The organism is Kitasatospora sp. NPDC004240 (assembly GCF_053603215.1).
Genome location: NZ_JBSGFD010000007.1, coordinates 67,983 through 85,525, shown reverse-complemented (window position 1 = coordinate 85,525; position 17,543 = coordinate 67,983). Strand labels below are relative to the sequence as shown.

The following is a 17,543-nucleotide window of genomic DNA, read 5'->3' as shown; positions in this document are numbered from 1 at the left end:
CCCGGATCGCCCGGTTCGGCGAGATCGTCGAAGCCCACCGGGTGATGGAGTCCGGCCGGGCCCCGGGGAAGACGCTCGTCACGCTCGACCGACGTGTTCGCCCGGGGGCGTTCGCGATTCGTAAGGCCAGGGGCCCCGGTTCCACCGCCTCCCGTTCCTACAGTTGCCGGGAGGTTGTTCCCGAGAAGAGAGGCAGGCCGGGATGACGGTCGACCAGGACGTGCTGCCGAGGGCCGAGGTGGGTGTGATCGGCGGCTCCGGGCTCTACGAGCTGCTGGACGATGTGACCGAGGTGCGGGTGGAGACGCCGTACGGCGAGCCGAGCGACGCGCTGTTCGTGGGGGAGGTGGCCGGCCGCAGGGTCGCGTTCCTGCCCCGCCACGGACGGGGCCACCGGATCCCGCCGCACCGGATCAACTACCGCGCGAACCTGTGGGCGCTGCAGTCCCTGGGCGTGCGCCAGGTGGTGGCGCCCTGCGCGGTGGGCGGGCTGCGCCCGCAGTACGGGCCCGGCACGCTGCTCGTCCCCGACCAGTTCGTGGACCGCACCTCGGGGCGCCCGCAGACCTTCTACGACGGCCTGCCGCTGCCGGACGGCACGGTCCCGGAGGTGGTGCACGTGTCGATGGCCGACCCGTACTGCCCGCAGGGGCGGCGTGCGGCGACGGAGGCCGCCCGGGAGTGCGCCTGGGAACCGGTCGACGGCGGCACGCTGGTGGTGATCGAGGGCCCGCGGTTCTCCACCCGTGCCGAGTCCCGCTGGTTCACCGCCAACGGCTGGTCGGTGGTCGGCATGACGGGACACCCGGAGGCCGTCCTCGCCCGCGAACTCGGCCTCTGCTACACGTCGGTGGCCCTGGTCACCGATCTCGACGCCGGTGTGGGGAGCGGGGAGGGCGTCACCCACGGTGAGGTGCTGAAGGAGTTCGCCCGCAACGTCGACCGGCTGCGCACCGTGCTGTTCAAGGCGTTGGAGCGGCTGCCGGTCGTGCGCGCGTGCCCCTGCCCGCACGCCCTGGACGGTCTCACGACCGGTCTTCCCTGGGCGCCCGGCGCCTGACGGCCCGACCCCGGTGCCGCCACCGCCCGGCGAGCGCTGCCAGCAGCGCGAGGCCGGCGGTGGCGGCCAGCACCAGCAGCCAGTTGCGCAGGTAGGGCAGTGGCAGCACCGACGGGTTGCCGTGGTCGTCGTCGGCGCGCAGGACGGCGGGCAGCCCGACCGCGGTGACGGCCGCCGCGACCACCAGCCAGCCGCGCAGGACAGGCCCGCGGACCAGGAACGCACCCAGGACGCACACCAGCGGCACCCACAGCCCGTCGTGGACCACCAGCCCCCACAGCGCCCAGATCAGGATGTCCGGCGGGTCGGTGATGTACGGGTCGCCGAGCAGCCCGTACAGGCCGTAGCCGATCAGGGCGAGGCCGCCGGCCAGCAGTACGGCGCGGATGCCGGCGATCACGCGATCACCTCGATGCGCTCGACCCACTTGGTCTGCAGGACGCCGGGCCGGTTCGGCGCGATGACGCGTGCGGGGAACCCGTGGTCCGCGTCCAGGACCTCCCCGTTGACGCGCAGGGCGAGCAGGCTGAGCGGGTCGTCGACGTACGGTGCGGGCATCTCCATCACCCGGTACGGTCCTTCGGCCTCCAGGGAGGTGACCCGCACCGCCGAGCCCGGAGGGGCCCCGGCCCGCCGCACGAGTTCGGTCACACGGACCCCCGTCCAGCGGGCCGTGGCGCTCCAGCCCTCCACACAGGAGATCGGCAACTCGGCGGAGTGCTGAGGGAGTTCGCCGAGTTCGGCGAGGGTGATCTCGTACGGCCGCGGGCCGTCCACGCGCAGCCGCCAGTCGGCGGGCACCGTGACCGTCCCGGCCTGCGCGGCGGTGCGGTTCACCGGCAGCCCCTGGGGGCCGAGGTCGGGACGGCGCGGGGCCAGCAGGTCCAGCGCGCGGAGCCAGGGGACGCTCTGTCCGGCGGTGACGAGCGTGACCGCGCCGACCGCGGCGGTGGTCGCGGTGAGGAAGGCGCGGCGCTGCGCCAGGGCGGGCGCGGCCCGGCGCCACCAGTGGGCGGCGATGAGCGGCGCCTTGACGGCGAGGTGGACCAGCAGCGCGCCGGTGGCCAGCCAGCCCAGCCAGAAGTGGGTCTGACGGAACGGGAACGGCCACGGGTACCACTGCAGGGTGTTCAGCAGGCCCGTGAACAGCTCCAGCAGGACGGCGGCCACCAGGAGCGCGATGGCGAGCCGCTCCAGGGCGTGCAGCACGCTGCGTGCCGGCGGCCACTCGAACAACCGCGGGTAGACCGCCCACAGCTTCGCGCCCGCCAGCGGGATCGCGGCCAGACCGCTGATGACGTGCAGGCCCTGGGTGACCCGGTAGCCGTTCACCGGGCGCGCGGGCAGGTGCGGCGCGAGCCAGCCGGGCGGGTCCTGGAGGAGATGGCTGGCGAGGCCGGTCAGGAAGCAGACCACGACGGCCGCACCCAGCCAGCGGCCGACGACGACCACGGTCCGCGGCTCGTGCAGCGGTGAGGTGAACGCACCCTCGCGCAACGGCCCGCGGCGCAGGAACGCCGGGGGAGTGGGCAGCGGCAGGTCGTAGCGGCGGCGGGCGGCCGGCGTGCCGGAGTCGGCGGGTTCGGTTTCCACACGTCCATCGAAGCGCCCCGGCGCGTCCCACCGGTGCTCCGACGTGCTTACGGAATCCGAACGGCGGCCTCGCCGCCCGGGTCGGGGGGCCGGGCCGGTGGGAGGGTGGGCGGCGTGATCTCCCGTACCGTCCCGCCCTGCCTCCTCGCGATCGGCGCCCTGGTCTCCGCTCTGGCACTGACCGTCGCCGCAAGTGGCGCCCTCCCGCTCGCCGCCTGGTACGTCCTCGACACCGCCCTCTTCGTCGTCGCGGTGCTGCTGCTGCGCAAGGTGCCCGCCCGGCAGACGGGGGCGCTCGTCCTGGCCGGCAGCATCGCCGTGGCCGCGGTCGGGCTCCTGGCGCCGCCGCGCACCAGCGACGACGCCTACCGCTACGTCTGGGACGGCCGGGTGCAGGCGGCCGGGATCTCGCCCTACGCCCACACCCCGGACGATCCGGCGCTGGCACGGCTGCGCGACCCGGGACTGTTCCCGGTGGACGACGGCTGCACGGGCTGGGACGAGCGGCGCACCTCGGCCGGGGACTGCACCCGGATCAACCGGCCGGCCGTGCACACCGTCTACCCGCCGGTGGCGCAGGCGTGGTTCCTCGCCGTGCACCCGTTCGGCCACGGCGTCCGCGGCGTGCAGGCCGCCGGGGCCGTGCTGGCGGTGGCGACCACCGTGCTCCTGCTGCGGCTGGGCCGGGGCACGTGGCGGGCCGCGCTGTGGGGGTGGTTCCCCGGTGTGACGGTGTGGGCCGTCAACGACGCGCACGTGGACACCCTCGGCGCCCTGCTCACGGTCGCCGGGCTCGGCTGGGCGGCGCGGGGGCGGGTGGTGCGCGGGGGGCTCCTGCTGGGGGGCGCGGTCGCTGCCAAGCTGCTCCCGGCCCTCACCCTGCCCGGTGCGCTGCCGGGCCTGCTCGCCCGGCGGCCGACCCGAGGAGACATGCTCCTCGTCGGATCCGCGCTCGGTGCCTTCGCGCTGTCCTACCTCCCGTACGTCGTGGCCTCGGGTACCTCGGTCCTGGGCTATCTGCCGGGCTACCTGCGGGAGGAGGGCTACGAGCAGGGGAACCTCGGCCGGTTCGGACTGCTGCGGCTGGTGCTGCCCGACGGCCTCGCGCCCTGGGCGGCGGCGCTGGCCCTCGCGGCCGTGGTGGTCCGTGTCCTGCGCCGGGGCGACCCGCGGCGGCCGTGGGAGGGTTCGCTCCTGGTGACGGGCACGGCGCTGCTGCTCGTCGCGCCCACCTACCCGTGGTACGGGCTGCTGGTGGTCGCCCTGGTCGCACTCGACGGCCGCTGGGAGTGGCTGGCCGTCCCGGCCGCCGGGCAGGCGCTCTACCTGACGGGAGGACAGACCGCCCAGCAGCTCGCCTACGGGACGGCCCTGTGCGTCGTCGTCCTGGTCCCGCTGCTGCGCCGGCGCCTTTCGGGGCGGGTGGCGATGGCGGTGGGCGGCGAGAGGTGACGGAAGTCTGACGGACCGGCTCGGACCCTGGCCGTCAAGCCGCCCGGCTGGTCGAATCGGCGGCGTGAACGAACAGATCGAAGAGGGCCGGGGAACGCCGGTCGGCCGCCGGGTGGTGCTGGGGCTGCTCGGGCTCGGCGCGGTGGGCGTCGCGGCCGGCCCGGACCTCCAGCGGGCCCAGGAGGCGGTGGCCGGCAAGGACCCGACGGGCCTCACCGGCCTGCTGCCGGGAGGAGGAGGCTTCCGGTACTACTCCGTGGTCTCCTCGGTCCCGGAACCCGACCCGGCGACGTACACCCTGACGGTGGACGGGCTGGTGGAACGCCCCGGCGGCTACCGCCTGGCCGACCTCCGGGCGATGCCACAGCGCCGGATCGTGCGGGACGTGCAGTGCGTGACCGGCTGGCGGGTGCCGGCCACCCCGTTCGAGGGAGTGCCGCTGTCCCACCTGCTCGATGCCGCCGGAGTGGGGGCGGGCGCGGGCGCGGTGCGGTTCAGCTGCTTCGACGGCGAGTACACCGAGAGCCTCACCCTGGAACAGGCCCGGCGTGACGACGTGATGGTCGCGCTCAAGCTCCAGGACGCCCCGATCTCCCACTCCCACGGCGGGCCGGTGCGCCTGTACGTGGCACCGATGTACTTCTACAAGTCGGCCAAGTGGCTGTCCGGGATCACCGTGACCGAGAAGGTGGAGCCCGGCTACTGGGAGCGGTACGGCTATGACGTCGACGCCTGGGTGGGCCGCTCGAACGGACGTGACGATGCGCCGACCGTCTGACCGTCTGCTCCGGTTCAGCCGCGCCGAGCGCTGGTTGCACCGTGCCACCGCCGCCCTGATGCTGACCTGCCTGGCCACCGCCGCCTGCCTTTACCTGACGCCGCTGGCCGAACTGGTCGGGCGCCGCAGGCTCGTCGTCACCGTGCACGTGTGGGCCGGTTCGGCGTTGCCGGTGCCGCTGTTGCTCTCACTGGCCTTCCGGGCGGTGCGTGCGGACCTGTCGACGCTCAGCCGGTTCCACCCCGTGGACCGGGCGTGGCTGCGGGCGACCTTGGCACGCGCGTCGTACCGTCCGGCGGGGAAGTTCAACGCCGGACAGAAGCTGTACGCCCAGTGGACGCTCGGCGCGATGCTGGTGATCCTCGGGACGGGCCTGTCGATGTGGCTCACCCACCTGACGCCACCGGCCTGGCGGACCGGCGCGACCTTCGTCCACGACTGGCTCGCGGCGGCCATCGCCCTGGTGACCGCAGGGCACATCCGGATGGCCCTCAGGGATCCCGAGGCCCGGCGGGGGATGCGGACCGGGCTGGTCGACCGGCGGTGGGCCGAGCGGGAGCACCCGCAGTGGTCGGACCCGGATCCCACGGGGACGCAGGAGTAGCACCGGTGCGGTCCCTCCTCGGCGGGAGGGACGGCACCGGCGTGGCCACTCGTCAGCGGGGGCGGGCGGTCTTTCGGAGGGCGAGGAAGCGGCGGCCGTGAGAGGTCCAGCGCTCGGTCTCGACGAGCCCGGCCCGGCCGGCCAGGCGGGCGACGGCCGCCGGGCCGCAGCGGGCCCATGCGAACGACGGCCCGGCCCGTCCTCCGGCGCCCTCGACCCGGACGGTGAGCCGCTCGTCGATCTCCCGCGTCTCCACTTCGACCAGCAGGACGCCACCCGGGGCCAGCAGTTCGGCACCGCGCCCGAGCAACTGCCCCGGGTCGCCGCCGATACCGAGGTTTCCGTCGGCGAGCAGCGCGCCACCCCAACGTCCTTCGGCGGGCAGCCGGTCGAACACCGAGCGGCACAGGGCCGGCCCGCCGAGGCCGCGGGTGCGGGCGACGGCCGCCGCGGTGATGTCGACACCGAGCGCCGGTATGCCCAGGCCCAGCAGGGCCGCGACGAGACGCCCGGGGCCGCAGCCGAGGTCCAGCACCGGCGCGGTCAGCCGGGTGCAGCGCGCCAGCAGGTCGTGATCCGCCCCGGCGGCGGGTGCGCACCAGCGTTCGACGTCGAGCGGTATCCGGCGGCCGTCATCGCGGCGCAGCCAGAGTGGACCCCGCCCGGTACGGACGGCCTCGGCGAAAGGGTCGTCCACCCATGCCTCGGTCGCGACGCTCACCCCGTCACCTCGTGGGCCGCCTCGATCGCGTGCAGACGTGCCGCGAACCCGCTGCCCGGCGCCTCGGCGGCGACCTGACGCGCGTCCAGGATGGTGTCCACGTCCGTCAGCACCGGGAGCCGGTGCACCGCGAGTCCCTCCGCGGCCAGCCGGTCGAGCAGGGCCTGCCCGGTGTCCGGCGTGGACATCGGCAGGCCCAGGAGCAGCCGCCGGGCCAGCCGCCCGGTGGGCCTGGCCAGCCCGAGGGCCCAGAACCCGCCGTCACCGGCCGGACCGTACCAGGCGTCGACACCCGCGCGGCGGGCCGCCGACAGGGGCTCCGCGAGGAGGGCGGCGTCCAGCTGCGGGGTGTCCATGCCGACCAGCAGGGCGGGTGCGTCCGGGGTGATGTCGGCGGCGTGCGCGAACGCGGCCGCGAGCCGTTCGTCCAGCCCGCCACCGCACTGGGGGACGACCTGCCAGCCGGGCGGGAGCCAGGGGCCGACGTCACCGTCCAGGACGAGCAGCCGTCGTCCGGCCGGCACCAGGGAGAGGGTGGCGAGGGTGTCGGCGAGGGCGGCCTCGGCCAGCGCCGCCGCCTGCTTGGGTGTACACGGCGGGGTGAGGCGCGTCTTGACCAGGCCCGGGACCGGCGCCTTGGCGATCACCAGCAGGGTCGGCGGTGGTGCGGCCAGCACGGCCCGCATGTCGCGGACGGCCTGCCGGGTACCGCGCACGGTACCGGTGACCTTGGAGCGACCCGCGCGCGGGAGGTAGTCGACGGGGGTCTCGGCGATCCGCATCCCGGCCGCCGACGCGGCGAGCACCATCTCCAGGGGATAGCCGGAGCGGCGGTCGCCCAACCCCAGAGCCAGCAGGCGGTCCCGTCGGGCGGCCCGCATCGGTCCGAGATCGTGCAGGTGGGCGCCCGTCCTCGCCCGCAACCGCCTGGCCAGCGCCGCGTTGGCCAGGCGGGCGTGCAGCGGCCACGCCGTGGCGCTCGTGGGGCGGCGCCGACCGAGCACCAGGTCCGCCGCGCCCGAGGCGACCGGCGCGGTGACCCGGGGCAGCTGGGCCGGATCCAGCGAGCCGTCGCAGTCCATGAAACAGACCAGCTCGGCCGTGGCGGCGAGCAGCCCGGCGTGGCACGCGGCGCCGAAGCCGCGCCGGGGCTCCTCGACGACCGTCGCGCCCAGCGAACGCGCCAGCCCGGCGGAGCCGTCACGGGAACCGTTGTCGACGACGATCGCCCGCCAGCCGGGAGGAATACGCCCGAGTACGCGGGGCAGGGCCGCGGCCTCGTCGAGGCACGGCAGGATCACGTCGGCGCACGGCCGAGGGGGAGTCGGAGAGATCACGTCGGCCACGCTAGGCGCGGGCCGGCCCGCGGCGGCCGTACCGCGCCCTTACGAAAGTCCTACGTCAGCCCGACGGCGGGGAAGCCGCGTCCGGTCGGGCCGCGATCTTACGGAACACGAACGTGAACCCCGGCGTGACACCCGGCCACGGCCACAGCTCGTATCCTCGGCGAGGTGAACGACAGCCCCGCTCCCGCCGGCCCCCCGGACCCCGCCCGCATCCTGGTGATCGACGACGACCTCACCGTGAGCGAGGTCGTCGCCGGTTACCTCACCCGGGCCGGCCACCGGGTCGACCGGGCCTGTGACGGCGAACAGGGCCTCGACCTGGCCCGCGCCCGCCGTCCCGACCTGCTGGTCCTGGATCTCATGCTCCCCGGGATCGACGGCCTGGAGATCCTGCGCACCCTGCGGGCCACCGACGAAGGCGCGGACCTCCCGGTGGTCATGCTCACCGCCAAGGGGGACGAGGCCGACCGGATCCTCGGCCTGGAACTGGGCGCGGACGACTACGTCACCAAGCCGTTCAGCCCGAGGGAGCTCGTCCTGCGGGTCCAGTCCGTCCTGCGTCGCTCCCGAGCCGCCGCGCTGCCGGTCCCCGCCTCCGCGCCGGTGGCATCCGGTGACATCACGCTGGACCCGCAGGCCCGCCGGGCCCACCGCGCGGGGCATGAACTCCTCCTCACACTTCGGGAGTTCGACCTGCTCGCATTCCTCCTCCGGCACCCGGGGACGGCCTTCTCCCGCCAGGAGCTGATGCAACGGGTCTGGGGCTGGGACTTCGGTGACCTCTCCACCGTCACCGTCCATGTTCGCCGCCTGCGCGAGAAGATCGAGGACGACCCCGCCGCACCACGGCTGATCAGCACGGTCTGGGGCGTCGGCTACCGCTACGACCCCGTGACGGACGAGAAGGACGGCCCGGCGTGAAGGACCTGCTGCTGATCGCCCTGTTCGCGGGGCTCGGCGCCGCCGGCGCCGGTCTGCTCGGCTGGGTCGCCGTGCGGCTGCTGCGCCGCCGCTCGATGGCGCTCTCGCTCTTCTGCGTCGCAGTCGTCACCGTCCTCGCCGTCACCTCCGGGACGTTCGCCGTGGCCCAGGCGATGTTCCTGTCCGCACACGACCTCGGCGTGGTGATCACCGTCCTCGCCGTGGCGTCCGTGGTCTCGCTGTTGACGGCCGCGCTGCTCGGTCGCCAGGTCGTGGCCGGCAGCCGCGCCCTGACCGCGGCCGCCCGTACCGTCGGAAGCGACACCGGTTTCACCGCACCGGATCGTCCTCTCGGGCTCGAACTCGCCCAGCTCAGCGCGGAACTCGCCGCCACCAGCGCCCGGCTCGCCGAGTCGCGCGCCCGGGAGCAGGCACTGGACGCCTCGCGACGCGAGCTGATCGCCTGGATCTCCCACGACCTGCGCACCCCACTCGCCGGGCTGCGCGCCATGGCCGAGGCGCTGGAGGACGGGGTGGCAGACGAGCCGGAGCGTTACCTCCAGCGGATCCGCGCCGAGGTCGAGCGGCTCACCGGGATGGTCGACGACCTCTTCGAACTCTCCCGCATCCAGGCCGGCGCGCTGTCCCTCTCGCTCGCCCGGGTCTCCGTCTACGACCTGGTCGACGACGCGCTGGCCGGAGCCCACCCCCTGGCCCGCCAGCGAGGCGTCCGTCTGGAGGGCCGCCAGGTCGCCGCCGAGCCGGTCGAGGTGGACAGTCGGGAGATCACCCGGGTGCTCGGCAACCTCCTGGTCAACGCGATCCGCTCCACCCCGGAGGACGGCGTCGTCGCCGTCTCCGCCCGCCGGGAGGTGAACGAGGTCGTGCTCTCGGTCACCGACGGCTGCGGCGGCATCCCGGAGCAGGACCTGCCGCGCGTGTTCGAGACCGGCTGGCGCGGGAGCGCCGCCCGAACGCCCAGGCGCGATCCCGGGGAGGGCGGGGACAGCGGCGCCGGGCTCGGTCTGGCCATCGTCCGCGGCATCGTCGAGGCGCACGAAGGCCGTGCCCGGGTGCGCAACGTCACCGGAGGCTGCTGCTTCGAGATCGCGCTCCCGGCGGCGCCCGGGTAGTCAGACCCGCAGGGGCGCGGCGGCGAACTCGGCCATCCCCGCCCGGAACGGCACCCGGGCCCGCCATCCCAGCTCGGTGCGCAGCCGGGAGGAGTCGGCGGTGATGTGACGGACGTCCCCGAGCCGGTACTGCCCGGTCACCACCGGAGCCGGCCCGCCGTGGGCGTCGGCCAGCGCCCGGGCCATCGTGCCGACGGTGTTCACCTCGCCGCTGCCGACGTTGTACGCCCGGACGGTGCCCGCCGGCCGGCCGCCGACGGCCTCCAATGCGACCAGGTTCGCCGCCGCGACGTCGTCGACGTGGACGAAGTCCCGGCGCTGGCCTCCGTCCTCGAACACCCGGGGCGCCTCGCCGCGGGCGAGCGCGGAACGGAACAGCGAGGCGACGCCGGCGTAGGGGGTGTCGCGCGGCATGCCCGGGCCGTAGACGTTGTGGTAGCGCAGCGTCAGTGCGGAGCCGCCGCAGGCGCGGGCCCAGGCGGCGGCCAGCTGCTCCTGGGCGAGCTTGGTGACGGCGTACACGTTGCGGGGGTCGGCCGGCGCGTCCTCCGTGACCGTCCCCGGCCGCAACGCGGCGCCGCACCGCGGGCACGGCGGTTCGAACCGGCCGGCGTCGAGATCGTCCCGGCGGCGTGGCCCGGGCGCCACGCTCCCGTGCGTCGGGCACTCGTACCGGCCCTCCCCGTAGACCACCATCGACCCGGCCAGGACCAGGTTCCGCACCCCGCGGCGGGCCATCGCGGCGAGCAGGACCGCCGTGCCGAGGTCGTTGCAGCCGACGTAGTCGGGCGCGTCGTCGAGGTCGAGGCCGAGACCGACCATGGCAGCCTGATGACAGACCGCGTCCACCCCGGCGAGGGCCTGCTCCACCGCCTGCGCGTTCCGGACGTCGCCGCGCCGGAACTCCGCGCCGACCGGTAGCTCGGGTGCCGCCCCCGAAGGGTGGACCGCCGGCAACAGCGCGTCCAGCACCCGGACCTCGTGGCCCGCTTCGACCACGGCACCTACGACCGCCGAACCGATGAACCCGGCGCCGCCGGTGACAAGGATCCTCATGACCGGCGACGCTACCGGCCGCGCACGGCGGCGGAGCCGTGGACGGGCACCGCGTCATGCTTCGGTAAGACGAGGCCCCGGCCGCCGGACGCCCGTCAGTGGTTACCAGTGAGGGCCCCTTCACGTGACCGGTCGGGGAGCCGGGGTCTCTCGGCCTCGAAGGTGCGCAGCAGATCGGCGGCGACGCTCACGGCGATCGTCGCGGGTGCCTTTCCGGTGATGTCGGCCAGCCCGATCGGGGTCTTGATCCGGTCGATGGTGGCCCCGTCGTGACCGCCCTCGGCGGCGAGGCGTCTGCGGAACCGCACCCACTTGGCCGCCGACCCGATCAGCCCGATGGAGCCGAGGTGGGTCGTGCGCAGCGCGGCGTCGCACAGAGCGGCGTCCTCGGCGTGGTCATGGGTCATGATCAGGACGTGGGTGCCGCGCGGCAGCTCCGCCAGCACCTCCTCGGGAAGCAGCGGCGTGTGGTGCACGTGCACCTGCGCCACCGCGTCCGCCAGCGCGGCGAGCCGCTCCTCGGCGAGCATCGCCGAACGGGTGTCGATCAGATGGAGGTCGAGGTCCTGACGTGCCAGGATGCGCGCCAGTTCCAGCCCGACGTGCCCGATCCCGAAGATCGCCACCGCCCGTGCCACCGGCAACGGTTCGAGCAGCACCGACACCGTGCCGCCGCAGCACTGCACGCCGTGCCGGTTGGTCACCTTGTCGTTGAGGGTGAAGTCCATCAGCTCCGGCTCCGGTGCGGACGCGGCGATCATCTCCCGGGCCCGGTCGATCGCGACGGCCTCGACATTGCCGCCACCGATCGAGCCCCACGTCCCGGTCCGCCCCACGACGAGTTTCGCGCCCGGTTCGCGCGGGGCATGGCCGCGCACGGCCGCGACGGTCACCAGCACGCCGGACTCCCGGTCCGCCCGCAACCGCGCGACAGCGGCGACCCACGTCATGTCAGGCACCGTTCGACGCACCCGCGTCGGTTCGGATCCCGCCGTCGGTGGCGTGCCCGTCGGCGGCAGACCCGTCGCGTGCGTGACCGCTCCGGGCCGCACCGCCCCGGCGGGCCGCCTGGATCGCCCAGTACACCGCCTCCGGTGTCGCGGGCGAGGCCAACTCGACGCTGACCCCGCTCGGCCCGAACGCGGCCGCCGCCTGCCGCAACGACTCCCGCACCGAGAACGCCAGCATCAGCGGAGGCTCACCCACCGCCTTGGACCCGTACACCGCGCCCTCCTCGCCGGCGTTCTCCAGGAGCGTGACGTTGAACTCCTCCGGCATCTCCGAGAAGCTCGGCAGCTTGTAGGTGCTCGCGGCCTGGGTCAGCAGCCGGCCGCGGTCGGGTCCGTCCCCGGTGTCCCAGCGCAGGTCCTCCAGCGTCAGCCAGCCCGCGCCCTGCACGAAACCACCCTCGACCTGACCGATGTCGATCATCGGGGACAGGCTGTCGCCGGCGTCGTGCACGATGTCCACCCGTCGGACGCGGTACGCGCCGGTGAAGCCGTCCACCTCCACCTCGGCCGCGGCGGCGCCGTGGGCGAAGTACTTGAACGGCGAGCCCCTGAACGTCTTCGCGTCCCAGTGCAGCCCCTCGGTCCGGTAGAAGCCGGCCGCCGACAGCTGGACCCGCTGGAGGTAGGCGGTGCGCACCAGGTCGTCCCAGGCCAGTTCCTCGTCGCTGCCCGGGCCACGTGCGACGCCCTCCACGATGCGCACATCCTGCGCGCTCGCACCCAGCCGGGTGGCGGCCACCTGCAGCAGCCGCTCGCGCAACTGCTCGCAGGCGTTCTTCACCGCCGCTCCGTTGAGATCCGCCCCGGCGCTGGCGGCGGTGGCGGAGGTGTTGGGCACCTTGTCGGTGCGCGTCGGGGCCAGCCGCACCTTGTGCAGCGGGATCCCCAGCGTGGTCGCGGCCACCTGCAGCATCTTGGTGTGCAGGCCCTGGCCCATCTCGGTGCCGCCGTGGTTGATCAGGACCGAGCCGTCCTTGTAGATCAGCACCAGCGCGCCGCCCTGGTTGAAGGCGGTGAGGTTGAACGAGATCCCGAACTTCAGGCCGGTGACCGCGAGTGCCCGCTTGGTGTGCGGGTGCGCGGCGTTGAAGGCGGCGATCTCGCGCCGGCGATCGGCGATGCCGGCGTTCTCCTGGACCTGCCGCCAGACGGCGGAGATCCGTTCGGGCTGGAGGACCGGCTGTCCGTACGGCGTACTCCGGCCCTGCCGGTAGAAGTTGCGCTCCCGCAGCTCCATCGGATCCAGGCCGAGCAGCGGCGCGCAGCGGCCCATGATGTCCTCGATCACCAGCATGCCCTGCGGTCCGCCGAAGCCGCGGAAGGCGGTGTTGGAGACCTTGTTGGTCCTGGCGATCCGACCGGTGACGCGGGCGTTGGGGATCCAGTAGGTGTTGTCGATGTGGCACAGCGCGCGGGCCACCACCGGTTCGGACAGGTCCAGGCTCCAGCCGCCGTCGGCGGTCAGGACGGCGTCCAGGGCCTGGACGCGGCCGTCGGCGTCGAAGCCGATCGTCCACCGGGCGTGGAAACCGTGCCGCTTACCGGACATCGTCAGGTCCTGCGTGCGGTTGAGCCGCACCCGGACCGGCCGGCCGGTCAGCCTGGCGCCGAGCGCGGCGACGGCCGCGAACCCGTGCGGCTGCATCTCCTTGCCGCCGAAGCCGCCGCCCATCCGCAGGCACTGCACGGTCACCTCGTGGCTGTGCAGGCCGAGGACGTGCGCGACGATCTCCTGGGTCTCGGAGGGATGCTGGGTACTGCTCTGGACGAACACCTGCCCGGCCTCGTCGACGTAGGCCAGTGCCGCGTGGGTCTCGAGGTAGAAGTGCTCCTGGTCGGAGAACTGGAGCTCGCCGGTGAACACGTGCGCGGAGTCGGCGAAGCCGGCGTCGATGTCGCCGGTCAGCAGCACGGGCCGGGCGCCATGGAAGCTTCCGGCGGCGATCGCCTCCTGAAGCGTGATCAGGGAGGGCCGTTCGTCGAGGTCCACCTCGACGGCCGCGGCACCGAGCCGGGCCGCCTCCAGGGTTTCGGCGAGCACCCAGGCGACCGCGTGGCCGTGGAACATGACCGCGTCGGGGAACAGCGGTTCGTCGTGCTTCATCCCGGCGTCGTTGACGCCGGGTACGTCGGCTCCGGTCAGCACGCGGACCACACCGGGCACGGCGAGCGCGGGCCCGGTGCGCAGCGCGGTGATCCTGCCGTGGGCCTTCATGACCTGGACCGGGTGGGCGTGCAGCACGTCCTTGGTGCGATGGACCAGGTCGTCGGTGTAGAGCGCGGTGCCGGTGACGTGCAGGACGGCGCTCTCGTGAGGCACCGAGAGACCGACGACGGGCTTTTCGGGGCGCTCGGACAACCGGCTCACGACGACACCGCCTCGGCGGTTCGCGCGTACAGTTTCAGCAGGCTCTGGCCGAGCATCGCGGAGCGGTAGTCGGCGCTGGCGCGGTGATCGTCCATCGGCGTGCCCTCGGCCCGCAGCACCCGGGCCGCGGCTTCGACGCTCCGCGCCGCCCACGGCCGCCCCTCCAGGGCCGCCTCGGTGGCGAGGGCGCGGATCGGGGTGGCGGCCACGCCGCCCAGGCCGATGCGTGCCCTGTGGACGATCCCGTCCTCGATGTCGAGCGCGAAGGCGACGGCCACGCTGGAGATGTCGTCGAAGCGCCGCTTGGCGACCTTGTGGAAGGCCGTGACCGGCGAGAGCGGCAGCGGGATGCGCACGGTGCGGATCAGCTCGCCGGGACGGCGCACGCTCTGCCGGTAGCCGGTGAAGTAGTCCGCCAGCGGGATCTCGCGTTCACCGTCGGCGTCGGCGAGCACCACCGACGCCTCCAGCGCGAGCAGCACCGGCGGGCTGTCACCGATGGGGGAGCCGGTCCCCAGGTTCCCGCCGAGCGTCGCACCGTTGCGGATGAGCCGGGATGCGAACTGCGGGAACAGCTCTGCCAGCAGCGGGACGCCGCCGTCGAGGCGGCGCTCGATCTCGGTGAGCGTCAGCGCCGCCCCGATCGCGAGGTGGTCGGATGCGACCCGCAGCTCCCTCAGTTCGGGGAGCCGGTCGACGGAGACCACGCAGTCCGCCCGGCGGGAACGGATGTTCACCTCCACGCCCCAGTCGGTGGAGCCGGCGACCACCACCGCGTCGGGCCGCTCCCGCAGCAACCGCAGCGTTTCGGCCAGGGTGTTCCTCCGTACGAAAGTGCTGTCGCCCTGGGTGTACTCCGTGGCGATCGGTGCGGGCGGAGACTGCTCGCGACGCTGCGCCAGGGGGTCATCGGCGGTGGGCGCACCGACGGCGAACGCGGCATCGCGGATCGGGCGGTAGCCGGTGCAGCGGCACAGGTTTCCGCTCAGCGCGTGGAGGTCGAAACCGTTCGGACCGTGCTCGGCGTCGCTCCTGCCGGCCGGGTCCGCGTGCGCGCAGCGGTCGGGCCGGTAGTACTCGGCGGCCATGCTGCAGATGAATCCCGGTGTGCAGTAACCGCACTGGGAGCCGCCACGGACCGCCATCTCCTCCTGTACCGGGTGCAGGGTGGGTGGCCTGCCCGGCGCGCCGGAGGTGGCGAGGCCCTCGGCGGTGACGACCTCCTGGCCGTCGAGCGCCGCGACAGGGATCAGGCAGGCGTTGACCGCCACCCAGTCGGTGGGCCTGTGCACCCCGGGGCGGGCCACCAGGACCGAGCAGGCACCGCATTCGCCCTCGGCGCAGCCCTCCTTGGTGCCGGTGAGGCCACGCTCGCGCAGGAAGTCCAGCGCGGTGGTGTGGGGCGCGGCCGGCGAGATCGGCGTCTCATTCCCGTTGACCGTGATCTGCGCCGTCACCATGACAGGCCTTCGTTTCCGTGCGTGATCGGTCCGTTCGTCATGTTCGCCAATGTCAGGCAGCTTTCTGTGTGCGGACGCGCCCCATGGGAGGAGCGGGCGCAGAACGGCAGGCGGCAGCGACGTGCCGAGAAATGGGGATGGGGAATTCCGGAACGTGCCACGGGGGGCACATCAGAACGGCGTGATCAGCAGCCGTGCGCGATTCGACCGGGAGCCCAGGCCGTGCGGCGGGCGAGGCGACCGAGATCGGAGTTGGTGTGCATCTGCCGGTCACCTCCCATTCGGTCGTCATGGATGCGCGTCTTTCGCAAGCTAGTGGTTGGCGCCACAGGGGTCAAGGGTCGGCCTCGGTCGATCAACCAGGGTCCCCGACGGGGACGTTCGCAGGGTCGAACCCGCGGCCCGGTCCGCGCGGGGCTCCGCCGGTCCTGCGGCCGAACGCCGGCGCACCGGCCGTCGGTCAGCACTTGCGCAGCGCCGGGGCCGGTACTCCGATCAGCAGCCGACGGACGGCGTCCCAGGCCCGGTGGACCGCGGTGGCGACGGCGGGAGGGGCGCTGCCGAGTACGCGCAGCCACGCGCCGCTGTCCTCGGGCAGGACGCTGACCCCGTACGGCAGGCCGCTGCCGGCCAGCGCGCGGTGCAGGGTGTCGGCGACCTCCTGGGCCGGGGCCGCCGGGCTGACGGCGTAGAAGGTGGACATCAGGTCGTGCCCGGCCAGCACGGCCGGACCGGTGACCCCGCTGCCGCCCGGCTCCAGACGGACGGTGTCCAGGGCGAACAGCCGGCCGTCGGGTCGGCGCCACTCGAGGTCGGTGGCGAAGATCCGGTAGGCGTTGCGCTCGCCCCGGGCCAGCCGGCCGGCCAGTACGGTCTCCCCGGCCAGCACGGTGGCCGTGGGGGCTGCGGTGATCACCGTGTGCTGGTAGAAGCGCGAGTCGCGGTACGGGATGGTCGGTTCGGGGAGGTACTCGACGAAGCTGCCGTCCGCCGCGGTGAGGTGGACCCGCTGGGTGGCGTAGTCGGTGTCCATCCGGTGGATCCTGGTGGCGGCCTGGGTGGTGAGGTGGGCGGCGGTGCCCGCTCCGCACCGCAGGTCCAGCCGGAGGCGGTCGGCCTGCACGACGCCGCCGCCGGTGGACATCAGGAAGGTGACGGCGAGGTCCGGGCGCGCGGGGTCGAAGTACAGCGGGCGCATGATCTGCAACGGCGACTTCTGGTACCGGTGGACCAGTTCGGTCCGTTCGCCGATCCGCTCGAAGTCCAGTTCCAGCAGGCCGATCTTGCCGGGTCGGCCGACCGGGAGCGTGTCCGGGCGGCCGGCGTGGCGGCGCACTTCGCGGGGGACGCGCGCGGGCTCGTAGTGGGCCGGGAGCAGCCTGTCCACGGTGGTCACGGCGCGACCGCGCGGTAGGACTCCAGCAGGTCGGCGACCCGCTCCAGGCCCTCGCCGGTCAGGCTGTTGGTCAGCACGACCGGGCGGCCCTCACGCACCGTGTCGGCGTCGGCGGTCATCACCGTGAGGTCGGTGCGGACGTACCGGGCGATGTCGATCTTGTTGATCACCAGCACGTCGGAGTCGGTGATGCCCGGGCCGCGCTTGCGGGGCATCTTCTCGCCCTCGGCGGTGTCCAGCACGAAGAAGAACATGTCGACCAGCACCGGGCTGAAGGTCAGGGTGAGGTTGTCGCCCCCGGACTCGTACAGCAGCGTGTCGACGTCCGGGAATCGTTCCAGCAGTTCCGCACCTGCGGCCAGGTTCATGGTCGGGTCGTCCCGGACGGCGGTGTGCGGGCAGGCGCCGGTCTCCACGCCGACCACGCGCTCGGGGTCGAGCACCCCGGCGAGACTGCGGCGCACGTGTTGGGCGTCCTCCTGGGTGTAGATGTCGTTGGTGATCACCGCCGGCCGTCGGCCCCGGGCGATCAGCTCCGGCACCAGGGCCTCGATCAGCGCCGTCTTCCCGGAGCCCACCGGGCCGGCGACGCCGACGCGCAGTACGTTGTCCCTCATCTTCTCCAACTCCTTCGAACGGTCTTCA

Annotated in this window: 16 protein-coding genes and 1 pseudogene; 6 read left to right on the top strand and 11 right to left on the bottom strand. The window is 73.8% G+C overall.

Annotated elements, in window-relative coordinates:
* Positions 1 to 202: 202 nt before the first annotated feature.
* Positions 203 to 1,060 carry an S-methyl-5'-thioadenosine phosphorylase gene (locus ACWEQL_RS03695; protein ID WP_452148509.1) on the top strand — a complete coding sequence of 286 codons (858 nt, stop codon included), beginning with the start codon at positions 203 to 205 and terminating at the stop codon, positions 1,058 to 1,060.
* On the opposite strand, the gene ACWEQL_RS03690 is transcribed toward ACWEQL_RS03695, so the two are convergent.
* Both ACWEQL_RS03690 and ACWEQL_RS03685 read right to left on the bottom strand, forming a co-directional pair.
* A complete protein-coding gene (locus ACWEQL_RS03690; RefSeq protein ID WP_452148508.1) occupies positions 1,026 to 1,460 on the bottom strand; it encodes a hypothetical protein in 435 nt (144 codons plus the stop codon). The two genes, ACWEQL_RS03695 and ACWEQL_RS03690, sit on opposite strands and share 35 nt — an antisense overlap.
* A complete protein-coding gene (locus tag ACWEQL_RS03685) occupies positions 1,457 to 2,572 on the bottom strand; it encodes a molybdopterin-dependent oxidoreductase (protein WP_452148531.1) in 1,116 nt (371 codons plus the stop codon). Before ACWEQL_RS03685 ends, ACWEQL_RS03690 begins: the two co-directional genes overlap by 4 nt.
* 195 nt (positions 2,573 to 2,767) lie before the next feature.
* Here ACWEQL_RS03685 and ACWEQL_RS03680 point away from each other — a divergent pair, with 195 nt between their 5' ends.
* From ACWEQL_RS03680 to ACWEQL_RS03670, 3 genes are all read left to right on the top strand, one after another.
* Positions 2,768 to 4,105: a glycosyltransferase 87 family protein gene (locus ACWEQL_RS03680; RefSeq protein WP_452148507.1), complete on the top strand. Its 1,338-nt coding sequence runs from the start codon at positions 2,768 to 2,770 to the stop codon at positions 4,103 to 4,105.
* A 64-nt stretch (positions 4,106 to 4,169) separates the two neighbouring features.
* Positions 4,170 to 4,883 carry a molybdopterin-dependent oxidoreductase gene (locus ACWEQL_RS03675; protein ID WP_452148506.1) on the top strand — a complete coding sequence of 238 codons (714 nt, stop codon included), beginning with the start codon at positions 4,170 to 4,172 and terminating at the stop codon, positions 4,881 to 4,883.
* Positions 4,867 to 5,487 (top strand): cytochrome b/b6 domain-containing protein, encoded by a 621-nt coding sequence (locus ACWEQL_RS03670; RefSeq protein WP_452148505.1) that lies wholly within the window; start codon positions 4,867 to 4,869, stop codon positions 5,485 to 5,487. The genes ACWEQL_RS03675 and ACWEQL_RS03670 overlap by 17 nt, the downstream gene beginning before the upstream one ends.
* Positions 5,488 to 5,539: 52 nt before the next feature.
* Here the strand turns inward: ACWEQL_RS03670 and ACWEQL_RS03665 are convergent, their stop codons facing one another.
* The 3 genes and pseudogenes from ACWEQL_RS03665 to ACWEQL_RS03655 form a co-directional block, all read right to left on the bottom strand.
* Positions 5,540 to 6,208, bottom strand: coding sequence for an SAM-dependent methyltransferase (locus tag ACWEQL_RS03665; protein WP_452148504.1), 669 nt, complete (start codon positions 6,206 to 6,208; stop codon positions 5,540 to 5,542).
* Positions 6,205 to 6,732: a TIGR04282 family arsenosugar biosynthesis glycosyltransferase gene (locus tag ACWEQL_RS03660; protein WP_452148530.1), complete on the bottom strand. Its 528-nt coding sequence runs from the start codon at positions 6,730 to 6,732 to the stop codon at positions 6,205 to 6,207. Before ACWEQL_RS03660 ends, ACWEQL_RS03665 begins: the two co-directional genes overlap by 4 nt.
* A gap of 99 nt (positions 6,733 to 6,831) precedes the next feature.
* Positions 6,832 to 7,545: pseudogene (locus ACWEQL_RS03655) on the bottom strand (glycosyltransferase family 2 protein); the annotation flags it as partial.
* A 174-nt stretch (positions 7,546 to 7,719) separates the two neighbouring features.
* Between ACWEQL_RS03655 and ACWEQL_RS03650 the strand changes: the two are divergent.
* Together ACWEQL_RS03650 and ACWEQL_RS03645 are read left to right on the top strand one after the other, a co-directional pair.
* Positions 7,720 to 8,475 carry a response regulator transcription factor gene (locus ACWEQL_RS03650; RefSeq protein WP_452148503.1) on the top strand — a complete coding sequence of 252 codons (756 nt, stop codon included), beginning with the start codon at positions 7,720 to 7,722 and terminating at the stop codon, positions 8,473 to 8,475.
* Positions 8,472 to 9,608, top strand: coding sequence for a sensor histidine kinase (locus tag ACWEQL_RS03645; RefSeq protein WP_452148502.1), 1,137 nt, complete (start codon positions 8,472 to 8,474; stop codon positions 9,606 to 9,608). The genes ACWEQL_RS03650 and ACWEQL_RS03645 overlap by 4 nt, the downstream gene beginning before the upstream one ends.
* Here ACWEQL_RS03645 and ACWEQL_RS03640 read toward each other — a convergent pair whose 3' ends face one another.
* The 6 genes from ACWEQL_RS03640 to ureG all read right to left on the bottom strand — a co-directional run bounded on the left by ACWEQL_RS03640 (position 9,609) and on the right by ureG (position 17,515).
* Positions 9,609 to 10,664, bottom strand: coding sequence for an NAD-dependent epimerase/dehydratase family protein (locus ACWEQL_RS03640; RefSeq protein ID WP_452148501.1), 1,056 nt, complete (start codon positions 10,662 to 10,664; stop codon positions 9,609 to 9,611).
* A gap of 95 nt (positions 10,665 to 10,759) precedes the next feature.
* Positions 10,760 to 11,614, bottom strand: coding sequence for a xanthine dehydrogenase accessory protein XdhC (xdhC, locus tag ACWEQL_RS03635; RefSeq protein ID WP_452148500.1), 855 nt, complete (start codon positions 11,612 to 11,614; stop codon positions 10,760 to 10,762).
* A gap of 1 nt (position 11,615) precedes the next feature.
* Positions 11,616 to 14,042: a xanthine dehydrogenase molybdopterin binding subunit gene (gene xdhB, locus ACWEQL_RS03630; protein WP_452148499.1), complete on the bottom strand. Its 2,427-nt coding sequence runs from the start codon at positions 14,040 to 14,042 to the stop codon at positions 11,616 to 11,618.
* Positions 14,039 to 15,502 carry a xanthine dehydrogenase small subunit gene (locus tag ACWEQL_RS03625; RefSeq protein WP_452148498.1) on the bottom strand — a complete coding sequence of 488 codons (1,464 nt, stop codon included), beginning with the start codon at positions 15,500 to 15,502 and terminating at the stop codon, positions 14,039 to 14,041. The genes xdhB and ACWEQL_RS03625 overlap by 4 nt, the downstream gene beginning before the upstream one ends.
* A gap of 460 nt (positions 15,503 to 15,962) precedes the next feature.
* The gene (locus ACWEQL_RS03620) at positions 15,963 to 16,898 is read right to left on the bottom strand and encodes an urease accessory protein UreD (protein ID WP_452148497.1); all 936 of its coding nucleotides are present in this window, start codon (positions 16,896 to 16,898) and stop codon (positions 15,963 to 15,965) included.
* Positions 16,895 to 17,515 (bottom strand): urease accessory protein UreG, encoded by a 621-nt coding sequence (gene ureG / locus ACWEQL_RS03615; RefSeq protein WP_452148496.1) that lies wholly within the window; start codon positions 17,513 to 17,515, stop codon positions 16,895 to 16,897. The genes ACWEQL_RS03620 and ureG overlap by 4 nt, the downstream gene beginning before the upstream one ends.
* Positions 17,516 to 17,543: the final 28 nt, after the last annotated feature.

Coding starts and splice junctions, on each gene's coding strand:
- ACWEQL_RS03695 (WP_452148509.1), top strand. CDS start 203: ATGACGGTCGACCAGGACGTGCTGCCGAGGGCCGAGGTGGGTGTGATC.
- ACWEQL_RS03670 (WP_452148505.1), top strand. CDS start 4,867: ATGCGCCGACCGTCTGACCGTCTGCTCCGGTTCAGCCGCGCCGAGCGC.
- ACWEQL_RS03640 (WP_452148501.1), bottom strand. CDS start 10,664: ATGAGGATCCTTGTCACCGGCGGCGCCGGGTTCATCGGTTCGGCGGTC.
- xdhC (WP_452148500.1), bottom strand. CDS start 11,614: ATGACGTGGGTCGCCGCTGTCGCGCGGTTGCGGGCGGACCGGGAGTCC.
- ACWEQL_RS03625 (WP_452148498.1), bottom strand. CDS start 15,502: ATGGTGACGGCGCAGATCACGGTCAACGGGAATGAGACGCCGATCTCG.
- ureG (WP_452148496.1), bottom strand. CDS start 17,515: ATGAGGGACAACGTACTGCGCGTCGGCGTCGCCGGCCCGGTGGGCTCC.